The organism is Streptomyces sp. NPDC048191 (genome assembly GCF_040652655.1).
GTDB lineage: Bacteria > Actinomycetota > Actinomycetes > Streptomycetales > Streptomycetaceae > Streptomyces.
In genome coordinates this window covers 24,229-37,987 of record NZ_JBEZMO010000020.1, presented here as the reverse complement: position 1 = coordinate 37,987, position 13,759 = coordinate 24,229, and the positions used below count along the sequence as shown (strand labels likewise).

At 72.1% G+C, this 13,759-nt stretch carries 13 protein-coding genes; 8 read left to right on the top strand and 5 right to left on the bottom strand.

From position 1 onward, the window contains the following. Positions 1-143 precede the first annotated feature (143 nt). The 3 genes from AB0D93_RS28190 to AB0D93_RS28180 are packed head-to-tail and all read left to right on the top strand — an operon-like array spanning position 144 to position 2,622. Positions 144-740, top strand: coding sequence for a DUF5998 family protein (locus tag AB0D93_RS28190; RefSeq protein ID WP_362124797.1), 597 nt, complete (start codon positions 144-146; stop codon positions 738-740). Continuing rightward, positions 740-1,930 (top strand): nucleotide pyrophosphatase/phosphodiesterase family protein, encoded by a 1,191-nt coding sequence (locus AB0D93_RS28185; RefSeq protein ID WP_362124795.1) that lies wholly within the window; start codon positions 740-742, stop codon positions 1,928-1,930. The genes AB0D93_RS28190 and AB0D93_RS28185 overlap by 1 nt, the downstream gene beginning before the upstream one ends. A gap of 41 nt (positions 1,931-1,971) precedes the next feature. Beyond that, on the top strand, positions 1,972-2,622 hold the full coding sequence (locus tag AB0D93_RS28180; protein WP_362124792.1) for a thymidine kinase: 651 nt from the start codon (positions 1,972-1,974) through the stop codon (positions 2,620-2,622). 45 nt (positions 2,623-2,667) lie between these two features. Here the strand turns inward: AB0D93_RS28180 and AB0D93_RS28175 are convergent, their stop codons facing one another. Beyond that, positions 2,668-3,459, bottom strand: a complete 792-nt coding sequence (locus AB0D93_RS28175) for a VOC family protein (protein ID WP_362124788.1) — start codon at positions 3,457-3,459, stop codon at positions 2,668-2,670. 320 nt (positions 3,460-3,779) lie between these two features. On the opposite strand from AB0D93_RS28175, the gene AB0D93_RS28170 reads away from it, so the two are divergent. After that, complete coding sequence (locus AB0D93_RS28170; protein WP_362124785.1) at positions 3,780-4,631, top strand: sulfurtransferase; 852 nt, start codon at positions 3,780-3,782, stop codon at positions 4,629-4,631. A 91-nt stretch (positions 4,632-4,722) separates the two neighbouring features. On the opposite strand, the gene sepH is transcribed toward AB0D93_RS28170, so the two are convergent. From sepH to AB0D93_RS28155, 3 genes are all read right to left on the bottom strand, one after another. After that, positions 4,723-5,763, bottom strand: coding sequence for a septation protein SepH (gene sepH / locus AB0D93_RS28165; protein ID WP_351208949.1), 1,041 nt, complete (start codon positions 5,761-5,763; stop codon positions 4,723-4,725). Between the two features lie 485 nt (positions 5,764-6,248). Beyond that, positions 6,249-7,568, bottom strand: a complete 1,320-nt coding sequence (locus tag AB0D93_RS28160; protein ID WP_362124782.1) for a D-arabinono-1,4-lactone oxidase — start codon at positions 7,566-7,568, stop codon at positions 6,249-6,251. Beyond that, complete coding sequence (locus AB0D93_RS28155; protein ID WP_362124779.1) at positions 7,528-8,766, bottom strand: MFS transporter; 1,239 nt, start codon at positions 8,764-8,766, stop codon at positions 7,528-7,530. Before AB0D93_RS28155 ends, AB0D93_RS28160 begins: the two co-directional genes overlap by 41 nt. A 171-nt stretch (positions 8,767-8,937) precedes the next feature. Between AB0D93_RS28155 and AB0D93_RS28150 the strand changes: the two genes are divergently transcribed. Both AB0D93_RS28150 and AB0D93_RS28145 read left to right on the top strand, forming a co-directional pair. Next, on the top strand, positions 8,938-10,065 hold the full coding sequence (locus tag AB0D93_RS28150; RefSeq protein WP_362124776.1) for a ferrochelatase: 1,128 nt from the start codon (positions 8,938-8,940) through the stop codon (positions 10,063-10,065). Between the two features lie 8 nt (positions 10,066-10,073). Continuing rightward, complete coding sequence (locus AB0D93_RS28145) at positions 10,074-10,889, top strand: inositol monophosphatase family protein (RefSeq protein WP_362124773.1); 816 nt, start codon at positions 10,074-10,076, stop codon at positions 10,887-10,889. A 91-nt stretch (positions 10,890-10,980) separates the two neighbouring features. Here AB0D93_RS28145 and AB0D93_RS28140 read toward each other — a convergent pair whose 3' ends face one another. Next, positions 10,981-11,154, bottom strand: a complete 174-nt coding sequence (locus AB0D93_RS28140) for a hypothetical protein (protein WP_023546087.1) — start codon at positions 11,152-11,154, stop codon at positions 10,981-10,983. Positions 11,155-11,569: 415 nt separating this feature from the next. Between AB0D93_RS28140 and AB0D93_RS28135 the strand changes: the two genes are divergently transcribed. Both AB0D93_RS28135 and AB0D93_RS28130 read left to right on the top strand, forming a co-directional pair. Continuing rightward, a complete protein-coding gene (locus AB0D93_RS28135) occupies positions 11,570-12,223 on the top strand; it encodes a response regulator transcription factor (RefSeq protein WP_031165802.1) in 654 nt (217 codons plus the stop codon). A gap of 5 nt (positions 12,224-12,228) precedes the next feature. Further along, entirely contained in the window at positions 12,229-13,476 is a 1,248-nt protein-coding gene (locus AB0D93_RS28130) for a HAMP domain-containing sensor histidine kinase (protein WP_362124770.1), read from the top strand. Positions 13,477-13,759 lie beyond the last annotated feature (283 nt).

Below are 13,759 nucleotides of genomic sequence, written 5' to 3'. Positions count from 1 at the left end.
CGAGACCGCCGGCGGCTGCCGGAGGGCAGCCGGGTGAAGGCCGGACATCCTCACGGCGCCGGTCCGCGGGCCCGCACGGGCGCGTGCCCGGGCCGCCCCCGGTCCTCCCGACTGGCCCGGACCCCCCTTGCCCACGGATTAGGATGGACGCCATGGCCAAGACCAGTACGACGACCCAGGGGCTGCGCGCGGCGATCGAGCGCAGCGGCTACTACCCGGCCCTCGTGGCCGAGGCGGTGGAGGCCGCTGTGGGCGGCGAGCCCATCCGGTCGTACCTGGTCCACCAGGAGACCACCTTCGACCAGAACGAGGTGCGGCGGCATGTGACCGTGCTCGTTCTCACCGACAACCGTTTCATCGTCAGCCACACCGACGAGCAGGCCGCCGACAGCACCTCCCCGACGCCGTACGCCACCACCTCCACGGAGTCCGTGAAGCTCGGCCGGATCTCGTCGGTCGTGGTCAGCCGGGTGGTCGCGAATCCCGAGCAGTACAAGCCGGGCACCCTGCCCCGCGAGGTCGTGCTGACCATCGGCTGGGGCGCGGTCAGCCGCATCGACCTGGAGCCCGCGGCCTGCGGCGACCCCAACTGCGACGCCGACCACGGCTACACGGGCAGCTCCACGGCGGACGACCTCAGCCTGCGGGTGAGCGAGGCCGGGGACGGCCCGGAGACGGTGCGCCAGGCGCTCGCCTTCGCACAGTCCATCTCGGAGGCGACCGCGGACCTCACCCGCTGATGTCCCAGCTCTCCGCCTGGGACCACCCGGAACCCCTCGCCCTGGACACCGCCCCCCTGCCCGAGTACGGCACCGGCTCCCTCGCCGACCTGCTGCCCACGCTGGCCGCCGGAATGGGCGTGCCCGGGCTGACCGCCACGATCGGGGAACTGACCGCGGCCGACCGGGTCTGCGTCCTCCTCATAGACGGGCTCGGCTGGGAGCAGCTGCGGGCGCACGCCGCCGAGGCCCCCTTCCTGACCTCGCTGCTCGGCACCTCGCGCGGCGGCACCGGCCGCCCGCTCACCGCCGGTTACCCGGCGACCACCGCGGTCTCCCTCGCCTCCGTCGGCACCGGCCTGCCGCCCGGCGCGCACGGCCTGCCCGGCTACACCGTGCGCAACCCGGCCACCGGCGAGCTGATGAACCAGCTGCGCTGGCAGCCGTACACCGATCCGCACGCCTGGCAGCCGTACCCCACCGTCTTCCAGCTGGCGCAGGAAGCCGGGGTGCACGCCGCCCAGGTGACCTCGCCGATCTTCGAGCACACCCCGCTCACCAGGATCGCGCTCAGCGGCGGCAGCTTCCACGGCCGGCTGAGCGGCGAGGAGCGCATGGACCTCGCCGCCGAACAACTGGCCGCCGGGGACCGCTCGCTCGTCTACACGTACTACTCCGAGCTGGACGGCGCCGGACACCGCTACGGCGTCGCCTCCGACACCTGGCGCGGCCAGCTGATGTACGTGGACCGGCTCGCCCAGCGCCTCGCCGAGCAACTGCCGCCGCGCACCGCGCTCTACGTCACCGCCGACCACGGCATGGTCGACGTCCCGTTCGACGACGAGCACCGCATCGACTTCGACACCGACTGGGAGCTGCGCGCCGGCGTCGCCCTGCTGGGCGGCGAGGGCCGGGCGCGGCACGTGTACGCGGTGCCGGGCGCCCGGAACGACGTACTGACCGTCTGGCGCGAGGTGCTCGGCGAGCAGTTCTGGGTGGCCTCGCGGGACGAGGCGATCGCAGCGGGCTGGTTCGGGCCGCGCATCGACGAGCGGGTGTACGAACGGCTCGGGGACGTGATCGCCGCCGCGCACGACGACGTCCTGATCATCGCCTCCGAGCGGGAGCCGAAGGAGTCGGCGCTGGTCGGCAACCACGGTTCGATGACGCCCGCCGAGCAGCTGGTCCCGCTGCTCGAAGTACGCTCCTGACGCTGCCCCCCGACTACTCGCCGAAAGGTGTCCAACTCCTCATGCCCGAGCTGGTGTTCTTCTCCGGAACGATGGACTGCGGGAAGTCGACGCTGGCTCTGCAGATCGAGCACAACCGCTCCGCGCGCGGCCTCGTCGGCATGATCTTCACCCGGAACGACCGCGCGGGCGAGGGCAAGCTGTCCTCCCGGCTCGGCCTGGTCACCGACGCGGTGGAGGTCGCCGACGACCAGGACCTGTACGCCTATCTCGTGGAGCACCTCTCGCAGGGCCGCCGGGCCGACTACGTGATCGCGGACGAGGCGCAGTTCCTCGCGCCCGGGCAGATAGACCAGCTCGCGCGCGTGGTGGACGATCTCGGCCTGGACGTGTACGCCTTCGGGATCACCACCGACTTCCGCTCCAAGCTCTTCCCCGGCTCGCAGCGGCTGGTGGAGCTGGCCGACCGCATCGAGGTGCTCCAGGTGGAGGCGCTGTGCTGGTGCGGCGCCCGCGCCACGCACAACGCCCGCACGATAGGCGGCGAGATGGTGGTCGAGGGCGCCCAGGTGGTCGTCGGCGACGTCAACCAGGCGGCGGGCGAGGTCGGCTACGAGGTGCTGTGCCGCCGCCACCACCGCCGCCGGATGACCGCGGCGACGGCCCGCGCGGCGGCCCTCTCCCCGGACGTCCTTCCGGTCTCCTCCGGCTGAACCCACCCCCGGAAGGACCGGCCGAACCCCAAGGAACCCGGGGGCTCAGTGCGGGTTCTGGATCACCGAGAACTCCGCGCCCTCCGGGTCCGCCACCGTGGCCACCCGGCCGTGCGGGCTGTTGTGCGGCGGTCTGACGACACGGCCGCCGAGGTCCCCGACCTGCCGTACCGTCGCGTCGGCGTCGGCGACCTCGAAGTACGTCTGCCAGTGCGGTCCGCGGTCACGGGGCAGGGCGTGGCCCACACCGTGCAGCCCGGCCACGGGACGGCCGGCGAGGTGCAGGGTCACGTAGTCGAAGTCGGCGGACACCACCGGCTCCTGCTCGTAACCGAACACGGTCGCGTAGAACTTGGCGACGCTTTCCGTCTCGAAGGTCACCAGCTCGTTCCAGGCGGGCGTGCCGGGGACCCCGGTGATCGCGGTGCCGAGGTGCGCGGAGCCCTGCCAGATGCCGAACACCGCGCCGGAAGGGTCCGCGGCGATGGCCAGGCGCCCGGCCTCGGCGGCGTCCAGCGGGCCGACGGCCACCGTGCCGCCGCACTCGCGCACCGTGTCGGCCGTCTGGTCCACATCGGCCGAGGCGAGGTACGGCGTCCAGGCGATCGGCAGCCGGCGGTCCGGCGGCAGCTGGCCCATGCCCGCCACCTCGCGCCCGTCCAGCAACGCCCGCACATACGGGCCGAGCTGCTGCGGGCCCGGCCGGAACTCCCAGCCGAACAGCTCACCGTAGAACTCCTCGGTGGCGGCCAGCCCGTGCGCCATCAGGCTCACCCAGCAGGGCGTGCCGGGCGCACGCCGCGCGTGCGGGCCGGCCGGCTCCCGTGCCTCGGTCATCGATCACTCTCTCCCCGGCCCCTCGCGGTGGCCGTGTCGCTTCCGCTCCCCGAAGGGGTGTCCACGCCGGCGGCGGGTACGCCCGTGCCGGTGCCCGCATCCTCCACGCCGCAGCGGGCCTGGGCGCGCCGCCGCTCGGCGACACCTCCGGGAGGATGCCCGATCTGCCGTCTTTCGCCACTTCCTGACGATGCCCGGCGGGTGTCCGCCGGTTGTACAGCACGTGCTCGATCCCATACGCCTGGTGATCGAGCGTGTCCGGCCGAGCAGAGTAGCCGGACCTGGACGCCGCGGCCACCCCTGGCGTATGCATGGACGCCATGACAGCCATCATCACCGCATCCGATCTCGCACACGAGCTGACCGGGGACCGCCCGCCGGTGCTGCTGGACGTGCGCTGGCAGCTGAGCGTGGCGAAGGCGGCGGGCGCGCCGGCCTTCGACGGGCGAGCCGAGTACGCGGCCGGTCACATCCCCGGCGCGGTCTTCGTCGACCTGGACCGGGAGCTGGCCGGCGCCCCCGGGGAACGGGGCAGGCATCCGCTGCCGGACCTCGCGGAGTTCGGTGCGGCGATGCGCCGCGCCGGAGTGTCGGCCGACCGTCCCGTCGTCGTGTACGACGGCGGTCAGGGCTGGGCGGCGGCCCGCGCGTGGTGGCTGCTGCGCTGGACGGGTCACCCGGACGTGCGGGTCCTCGACGGCGGATTGCCGTCCTGGGAGGGCGAACTGTCCGCGGACGTACCGGAGGTGGCCGAGGGCGACTTCCGGCCGCGGCCGGCCGCCGCGGGGCTGCTGGACGCCGACGGGGCCGCGGCCCTGGCCGGCACGGGCGTGCTGCTGGACGCGCGCGCGGGGGAGCGGTACCGGGGTGAGGTGGAGCCGATCGACCGGGTCGGCGGACACATCCCGGGCGCGGTGTCGGCGCCGACGACGGAGAACGTGGGCCCCGACGGCCGCTTCCTGCCCGCGGCCGAGCTGAGGGACCGCTTCAAGGCCCTGGGCGTCTCCGATGACACCGAGGTGGGCGTCTACTGCGGTTCGGGCGTCTCCGCCGCGCACGAGGCCCTCGCGCTCGCGGTGGCCGGCATTCCGGCGGCCCTGTACGTCGGTTCCTGGTCCGAGTGGTCCTCGGACCCGTCCCGGCCGGTGGCGGTGGGCGCGGATCCGCAGTAGCGGCGGCCGAAAGGCGGGGGCACGCACGCGTGCAGCCGGAAGTGGGGGGCACGCACGCGTGCCCCCCACTTCTCCGTTTCCGTGCGGGCCGTTACTCCTGCTTCTTGCGGCGCGTGCCGAACACGATCTCGTCCCAGCTCGGCACGGCGGCGCGGCGGCCCGGGCGGACGCCGTCGGCCTCGGCCTGGCGGTCGGTGGCGCCGATGAGCCGGTCGCGGTGGCTGCCCACGGAGCGGGGCATGAGGACGTCCGCGTAGGCCGAACCGGCCGAGGCGGCGGGGGCCGGCGGTTCCTCGGCGGCCGGTTCGTCGGCGGGCTCCTCCGGCGTCTCCGCCGGGCGCTCCGGAACCACCAGGTCGCCCCGGAAGCTCGGCACCGCCTCCAGCAGGCTGGTCAGCGAGTCGCGTTCGCCCGTGCTCTCCTCGGCGGGCTCGGACGGCTGCGCTGGCAGGCTCGGCCGCTCCCGCTCGCCCCGGTCGAGCGCCCGGTCCATCGAACGCTCGCGCGGCAGACGGGCGATGCGCGGGACGAACGGGAAGCTCGGCTCGGGCACGGCGAGGTCGTCGGACTCGCCGATCAGCGAGCGCGCCTCGTCGTCCACGGCCTGTACGAGCCGCCGGGGCGGATCGTACGTCCAGCTCGCCGAGTGCGGTTCACCCGCGACCCGGTAGACGAGGAGGACCTCCCAGGTGCCGTCGTCGCGGCGCCAGGAGTCCCACTGCACGGTGTCCTTCTCGGCGCCGCGCAGCAGCAGCCGCTCCTGCACGGCCTCGCCGAGCAGCGGTCCGGAGTTCTCGCCGGGGCGGCGGACCGGGGTCTTGCGGGCGCGTTCGGCCATGAAGGCGCGCTCGGCCAGCACCGGGCCCTCGAAGCGCCGCACCCGGTCGACGGGGATCCCGGCGAGCTGGGCGACCTCCTCCGCGGTGGCACCGGCGCGTATACGCGCCTGGATGTCACGCGGGCGCAGATGGCTCTCGACCTCGATCTCGATCTGGCCGAGGCGTGGCCGGTCGCCGCGCACGGCGGCGCGGAGCCGTTCGTCGATCGGAAGGGTGTACTCCGTTGCGTCGGCAGCCTTCAGCACCAGCCGTGTGCCGTCATTCGAGACGGCCACGACACGCAGTTCGGGCATGGGGACCTCCCGGGTGGTGCCTGCCGACGTCACGTGCGTCGCTGCTTCCGCTAGTCGAGTGTGGCCTGCCCGGGTGCAGCCTGCCACAACCTTGCCGAGTTGCCCGGCGTGTCGGGCATGGGCCCTGGGTCGCCGTTATGGCACGGTTACCTGTTCGCAACGCTAAGTGACCAAAACCGTCACCCTGTGCAACCAGCCCCCTCCCGGCGGTCCTGCGAGGCCGCGGACACCCTGGTGGGAGACCGGACCCAGGGCTCGCAACAGTACTCCATTTGGACCATGTGCGTGGATGGGCGCGCCGCCCAACTTCTGGCAAGGGCGGCGACTTGGCCCCGGGCAACCGGTTTCGCCGATCATGAACGTGGTGTACTTCACGCAATCGACAGAAACGGAACTAATGGTTTCCGCGCCGTGTCCGCGTCCACCTGCGGCACTGTTCCGGCACTTCTTCAACGGCCCCACGCGCGCCGGGCCCGCCGCCACGCCTACGCCCCGAGGACCCGACGCAAGTAGCCGTTCTGGAACAGCCGTTCCGGATCAAGGCGGTCCCTCAGTGCGGTGAACTCGCCGAAGCGCGGGTACACACGCGCGAGGTACTCGGCGTCCCGGGTGTGCACCTTGCCCCAGTGCGGACGGCCCTCGTGCGCGGTGAAGATCCGCTCGGCGGCGGTGAAGTAGGCCTGGTACGGCGTGCCGCGGAACATGTGGACCGCGATGTAGGCGCTGTCCCGTCCGGAGGCGGTGGAAAGGGTGATGTCGTCGGCCGGTGCGGTGCGCACCTCGACGGGGAAGCCGATCCGCAGGCCCGAGCGGTCGACCATGGACTTCAGCTCCCGCACTGTCTCCACCAGGGCCCCGCGCGGGACGGCGTACTCCATCTCCACGAAGCGCACCCGGCGCGGCGAGGTGAAGACCTTGTAAGGGATGTCCGTGTACGAGCGCGCGGACAGTGCCTTGCTGGAGATCCGGGCGATGGCGGGAACGGTCGCGGGGGCGGCGCGCCCGACCAACTGGGCCACCTGGAAGACGCCGTTGGAGAGGAACTCGTCCTCGAACCAGCCGGCCAGCTGTCCCACGGGCTGCTCGGGACCGGCGCTGCGGTTGTTCCGCTTGGTGTTGGTGTTGCCGGTGTGCGGGAACCAGTAGAACTCGAAGTGCTCGTTCTCCGCCCACAGTTGATCGAACTCGGCGAGGACCCGCTCGAGGGGCATCGGCTCCTCGCGCGCGGTGAGCAGGAAGACCGGCTCCACGGCGAAGGTGATCGCGGTGACGACGCCGAGGGCGCCCAGACCTATTCGGGCGGCCGCGAAGACGTCCGGGTTCTCCTTCTCGGAGCAGGTGAGCACCGAACCGTCGGCCGTGACGAGTTCGAGCCCGGTGATCTGGGCGGCGATCGAGGCCGACTCGCGGCCCGTGCCGTGCGTGCCGGTGCTGGTGGCCCCGGAGACCGTCTGCTCCATGATGTCGCCCATGTTGGTGAGCGACAGGCCCTCGCGCGCCAGCGCCGCATTGAGCCTCTTGAGCGGGGTGCCGGCCTCGACCGTGACCGTCATGGCGCTCCGGTCGATGTTGCGGATGCCGGTCAGGAGTTGAGGGCGGATCAGCAGGCCGTCGGTGGCCGCGATCGAGGTGAAGGAGTGGCCGGTCCCGACCGCCTTCACCTTCAGGCCGTCCTCGGCGGCCCGGCGCACCGCCGCGGCCAGTTCCTCCACCGACGCCGGCGCGACCTGCCGGGCGGGCCGGGCGGAGACGTTCCCGCCCCAGTTACGCCAGGTGCCGTTCTTCCCGCTCGCTGTGCTGCTCAACGGTGCCTCCCCGACCCGCGGCCGGCCTGCGCAGCCGGCGGTACCCCAGGAAACCGGCCGCGACCGCGACGGCCCCGGACACGGCCGGAACCCCGTACCCGGCCCGCGCCCCGGCTGCGTCGATGACCCAGCCGGCCACGGACGAGCCGAGCGCGACCCCGACCGCGAGGCCGGTGCTCACCCAGGTCATGCCCTCGGTGAGCTGCGCGCGAGGTACGTGCTCTTCGATGAGGGACATCGTCGTGATCATCGTCGGTGCGATGGACAGCCCCGCAACGAACAGCGCCACGGCCAGAAGCGGCAGGTTTCCGACCAGTAGGAGGGGGATCATACTCACGGCCATCGCCGTCACGCCCAGCAACCAGCGGCGTTGCGGTGCCCCGGCGAGCCGCAGCAGGCCGAAGACCGCGCCGGCCACGCCGGAACCGGCCGCGTACAGCGCCAGGACCACGCTCGCCGCGCCCTTGTGGCCGCGCTCGTCGGCGAAGGCGACGGTGACCACGTCCACCGACCCGAAGATCGCGCCGGTCGCCGCGAAGGTGGCCACCAGCACCTGCAGCCCCGGCGCACGCAGCGCCGTACCACCGCCGTGGCGTTCACGCGGGTGCGGCTCGGGCTCGGTGGCGCGCTGGGCCGTGAGCCAGAGGACGCCGGCGGCCAGGAAGCACGCGGCGAGCAGCGGCCCGGCCTCCGGGAACCAGGCCGTGGACAGCCCGATGGAGATGATCGGGCCGAAGACGAAGCAGGTCTCGTCCACGACCGACTCGAACGAATAAGCGGTGTGCAGCTGGTCGGTGCCCCGGTACAGCGCCGCCCAGCGGGCCCTGATCATCGCGCCCAGGCTCGGCACCGAGCCGATCCCGGCCGCGCACACGAACAGCACCCAGTCCGGCCACTCCAGGTGCGCGGCGAGCAGCAGCCCGGCGGCCGCGGTGAGGGCCACCAGGGTCGCCGGGCGCAGTACCCGGCGCTGACCGTGCTGGTCGACCAGCCGGGAGATCTGCGGCCCGATCGCCGCGGCGGACAGCGCGATGGTGGCCGACAGCGCGCCCGCGAGTCCGTACCGCCCGGTCAGCTGGGAGACCATCGTGACCACGCCGATGCCCATCATCGACAGCGGCATCCTGCCGAGGAGGCCCGCGGCGGAGAACGCCTTGGTGCCGGGTTCGGTGAACAGGGCTCTGTAGGGGCTGGGCACGTGGTCTCCGAAGCGGCTCGGTAAGGCGCGAATGCGGCTGATACAGATTACGAGTCGGGCCATCCTCGTGGCACGGGAACGACCGTTGAAAAAACCGGCATAAACCGACTGGAACCCGACTCGTCACCCCGCTGTTTCCCGGCCGTCAGCACCGGGTGGCAGGATCGAGACATGCCAGACGCCCTCGATGCCACCCCGTACGACGCCCTCCTCCTGCTCTCCTTCGGCGGCCCCGAAGGCCCGGACGACGTGGTCCCGTTCCTGGAGAACGTCACGCGCGGGCGCGGCATCCCGAAGGAACGCCTGAAGGAAGTCGGGCAGCACTACTTCCTGTTCGGCGGGGTCAGCCCCATCAACGACCAGAACCGCGCCCTGCTGGACGCCCTGCGCAAGGACTTCGCTGAGCACGGCCTGGACCTGCCCGTCTACTGGGGCAACCGCAACTGGGCGCCGTACCTCACGGACACCCTGCGCGAGATGGTCGCCGACGGCCGCCGCCGCATCCTGGTGCTCGCCACCAGCGCGTACGCCTCCTACTCGGGCTGCCGCCAGTACCGCGAGAACCTCGCCGACGCGCTGGCCGCGCTCCAGGCCGAGGGCCTGGAGCTGCCGCGCATCGACAAGCTGCGGCACTACTTCAACCACCCCGGCTTCGTGGAGCCCATGACCGACGGCGTGCTGCGCTCGCTGGCCGACCTCCCCGAGGACGTCCGCGAGGGCGCCCACATCGCCTTCACCACGCACTCCATCCCGGCCTCCGCCGCCGACACCTCCGGCCCCGTCGAGACCCACGGCGAGGGCGGGGCCTACGTCGAGCAGCACCTGGACGTGGCCCAGCTGATCGCCGACGCCGTCCGCGAGCGCACCGGCGTCGACCACCCCTGGCGGCTGGTCTACCAGTCCCGCTCCGGCGCCCCGCACATCCCGTGGCTGGAGCCGGACATCTGCGACCACCTGCAGGAGCAGCACGCGGCCGGCGTGCCGGCCGTCGTCATGGCGCCCATCGGCTTCGTCTCCGACCACATGGAGGTCCTCTACGACCTCGACACCGAGGCCAAGGCCAAGGCCGAGGAGCTGGGCCTGCCCGTGTGCCGCTCGGCCACCGTCGGCGCCGACCCGCGGTTCGCCGCCGCCGTCCGCGAGCTGATCATGGAGCGCTCCGCCGCGGAGCGCGGCCGGCCGGTCACCCCCTGCGCCCTGGGCGCCCTCGGCCCGAGTCATGACGTCTGCCCCGTCGGCTGCTGCCCCGCCCGTGCGCCCCGCCCGGCCGCCGCGGGCGCCGACAGCCCCTACGCGTGAGGAGACCCGTGACCGACGCACTGCACCGGGAACTGCTGGAGCTGGCCCAGGAGGCCGCCCGCCGGGCCGGAGAGCTGCTGCGGGACGGCCGCCCGGCCGACCTGGCCGTGGCGAGGACCAAGTCCAGCCCGATCGACGTCGTCACCGAGATGGACATCGCGGCGGAGAAGCTGATCACCGATCTGATCTCCGGCCGGCGGCCCGACGACGGCTTCCTCGGCGAGGAGGGCGCCTCCGCCCCCGGCACCAGCGGCATCCGCTGGGTGATCGACCCGCTCGACGGCACGGTGAACTACCTGTACGGGCTCCCGACCTGGGCGGTGTCCATCGCGGCGGAGCAGGACGGCGAGACGGTCGCCGGGGTCGTGGCGGCGCCGATGCGCGGCGAGACCTACCACGCGGTACGGGGAGGCGGCGCCTGGGCCACGGGCGCGTGGGAGGGCGAGCGGGCGCTCGCCTGCCGTCCCGCGCCCCCGCTGGACCAGGCGCTGGTCTCCACCGGCTTCAACTACGTCGCCGAGGTCCGCGCCCACCAGGCCGAGGTGGCCGGCCGGCTGATCCCGCTGCTGCGGGACATCCGGCGCGGCGGCTCGGCGGCGGTCGACCTGTGCGACGTGGCCTGCGGCCGGCTCGACGGGTACTACGAGCGCGGGCTCAACGCGTGGGACTTCGCCGCGGGTGACTTCATCGCCCGGGAGGCGGGTGCGCTGGTCGGCGGACGGCCCGCGGAGCGGCCGTCGCGGGATCTGACCGTCGCCGGGTCGCCCGGCGTCTTCGAGCCCCTCCAGCGGCTGCTGGAGGACTTCGGAGCGTGGCACGACTGAGGACCGGCCGGCCCCGGCCGGTGGAACGCACGACGCAAAGGGACCCCGGCGCTGGATTCGCCGGGGTCCCTTCTTTGCGCTTTCGGGCCGATCAGACGCGTGACGCGCCGACCTCCACACCGTGTTCGGCGGCGAGGCGTCGCAGGTCGTCGAGCTCTGCCTGCTCCACTTCGACGAGGAAGTCGTCACCCTCGTCACGAGCCCGCGACAGGTCGGACTCGGTCGCCCTTATGCGCTGCAGAAGTCCTGCGGTGAAAGCGTCCATGCTGCGCCCCCTCGTCCTGGGTCGTGGGTCGGTGGCACGGGGGTGTGCCGGTTGGGAAAGGGGCGATCACGTCTCTCACGGGTGCCCAGCGCTGCCCTGCTGGGCGGCGACGGTGCCGGACACCCGCGCCCACTCTGCACAAGCGGATCGCGGAGTACCGCATGGTGCTGCGGCACATGCAGAGCGTGATCGCGGGGTGTAAAGCCGTCCTCCCCCCGCTCCCTCACCCGGAAACCTCAACCGGAGGAGAAAATCTCGTATTCCCGCGCCCGGGCGCCGATCCGTGCGGCCCACAACCCGTCTTACAGCCGACTTACGGCCGAAAAGGGCAGGATGGAGGTCACACCCCACGAAGACCCCTGCTCGCACGCGCCCACGGGGCGCTACGCGGGTGGACACAGGAAGGACTTGCGACGTGCGCGTACTCGTCGTCGAGGACGAGCAGCTGCTCGCCGATGCGGTGGCCACCGGACTGCGCCGGGAGGCCATGGCCGTCGACGTCGTGTACGACGGTGCGGCCGCCCTGGAGCGCATCGGCGTCAACGACTACGACGTGGTCGTCCTCGACCGCGACCTCCCGCTGGTGCACGGAGACGACGTCTGCCGCAAGATCGTCGAGCTGGGCATGCCCACGCGCGTGCTCATGCTCACGGCGTCCGGCGACGTCAGCGACCGGGTCGAGGGCCTGGAGATCGGCGCCGACGACTACCTGCCCAAGCCCTTCGCGTTCAGCGAGCTGATCGCACGCGTGCGCGCCCTCGGCCGCCGTACGAGCGTTCCCCTGCCGCCGGTCCTGGAGCGCGCCGGCATCAAGCTGGATCCCAACCGTCGCGAGGTCTTCCGCGACGGCAAGGAGATCCAGCTCGCGCCCAAGGAGTTCGCGGTGCTGGAGGTGCTCATGCGCAGCGAGGGCGCGGTCGTCTCCGCCGAGCAGCTGCTGGAGAAGGCCTGGGACGAGAACACCGACCCGTTCACCAACGTGGTCCGCGTGACGGTGATGACGCTGCGCCGCAAGCTCGGCGAGCCGCCCGTCATCGTCACCGTGCCCGGCTCCGGCTACCGGATCTGATCCCCATGGCCGCGACTCCCGCGCCGCCCCAGGCGCCACCGAAGCCCACCTGGGACCCCAGAAGGCCGCAGCCGCCCTTCCCGTGGCTGCGCCCGACCATCCGCATACGGCTCACCCTGCTGTACGGCGGCATGTTCCTGATCGCCGGCATCCTGCTGCTGTCGATCATCTATCTGCTGGCCGCCCAGGCGATCAGCACGGGCAACCAGCCGCTGTTCAAGATCGTCAGCTTCGACAATCTCAAGGTCTCCAGCAACCAGTGCCCGGCGATCAACACCACCAGCCTGCCGCTGTCGGACTTCAACGACGCGATCGCCCACTGCGTGGACCAGCAGCGCCAGGCCGCTCTGGACAACCTGCTCAGCCGCTCGCTGCTGGCCCTGCTGGGCCTCGCCGTGATCGCCTTCGCGTTCGGCTACGCGATGGCCGGCCGCGTGCTGTCCCCGCTCGGCAGGATCACCCGCACCGCCCGCGCGGTGGCCGGTTCCGACCTGTCCCGCCGGATCGAGCTGGACGGCCCGGACGACGAGCTGAAGGAGCTGGCCGACACCTTCGACGACATGCTGGAGCGGCTGGAACGGGCCTTCACCGCCCAGCAGCGGTTCGTCGGCAACGCCTCCCACGAGCTGCGCACCCCCCTCGCGATCAACAGAACGCTCCTCGAGGTGCATCTGTCGGATCCGGACGCGCCGGTGGAGCTGCAGCAGCTGGGCAAGACGCTGCTGGCCACCAACGAGCGCAGCGAGCAGCTGGTCGAGGGCCTGCTGCTGCTGGCCCGTAGCGACAACCAGATCGTCGAGCGTGGGCCCGTCGACCTGGCCGAGGTCGCCACCCAGGCCATCGACCAGGTGCACGCCGAGGCCGAGGCCAAGGGCGTGAAGATCCGCGGCGAGCGCAAACCGGCCGTGGTGCAGGGCAACGGTGTGCTGCTGGAGCGCATCGCGCTGAACCTCGTGCAGAACGCCGTGCGCTACAACGTGGCCGAATCCGGCTGGGTGCAGGTGGACACCGAGGTCCAGCACGGGCAGGCGGTGCTGACCGTCACGAACACCGGGCCGGTGGTGCCGGCGTACGAGATCGACAACCTCTTCGAGCCCTTCAGACGCCTCCGTACGGAGCGCACGGGCAGCGACAAGGGCGTCGGCCTCGGCCTGTCCATCGTCCGGTCCGTGGCCCGCGCACACGGCGGCCACATCGGGGCGCAGCCCCGCGAGGGCGGTGGTCTGGTGATGCGGGTCACCCTGCCCGTGTGATCCGCAACCGACACTCGCGAGGGCTGTTCGCTGTGCGCGGAATTTTTCTGCGGCCGAATGAGCTTCTCACTGTGTGATCAATCACATGGGCGGATTTCCAGCCATGTACGTTCCGTGATCATGACAGATGACGGAAAGCCGGGAAAGTCCTGGTTTTCAGGGCTCTTGATCACGGGAAGTACACGGTGAGGCGCCTTTGAGGTGCGGCATTCGAACCGTGTACGGTCCTCACCGCCGTCCAAGCCGATCACTCTTGAGGGGTCGGGTTGGGTGTCGATTGAGT

Excerpts from the sequence above, each read along its gene's own strand:
- AB0D93_RS28130 (WP_362124770.1), top strand. The coding sequence starts at position 12,229 with ATGGCCGCGACTCCCGCGCCGCCCCAGGCGCCACCGAAGCCCACCTGG.
- sepH (WP_351208949.1), bottom strand. The coding sequence starts at position 5,763 with ATGCCCGAACTGCGTGTCGTGGCCGTCTCGAATGACGGCACACGGCTG.
- AB0D93_RS28140 (WP_023546087.1), bottom strand. The coding sequence starts at position 11,154 with ATGGACGCTTTCACCGCAGGACTTCTGCAGCGCATAAGGGCGACCGAG.
- AB0D93_RS28175 (WP_362124788.1), bottom strand. The coding sequence starts at position 3,459 with ATGACCGAGGCACGGGAGCCGGCCGGCCCGCACGCGCGGCGTGCGCCC.
- AB0D93_RS28190 (WP_362124797.1), top strand. The coding sequence starts at position 144 with ATGGACGCCATGGCCAAGACCAGTACGACGACCCAGGGGCTGCGCGCG.
- AB0D93_RS28185 (WP_362124795.1), top strand. The coding sequence starts at position 740 with ATGTCCCAGCTCTCCGCCTGGGACCACCCGGAACCCCTCGCCCTGGAC.
- AB0D93_RS28170 (WP_362124785.1), top strand. The coding sequence starts at position 3,780 with ATGACAGCCATCATCACCGCATCCGATCTCGCACACGAGCTGACCGGG.
- AB0D93_RS28150 (WP_362124776.1), top strand. The coding sequence starts at position 8,938 with ATGCCAGACGCCCTCGATGCCACCCCGTACGACGCCCTCCTCCTGCTC.
- AB0D93_RS28180 (WP_362124792.1), top strand. The coding sequence starts at position 1,972 with ATGCCCGAGCTGGTGTTCTTCTCCGGAACGATGGACTGCGGGAAGTCG.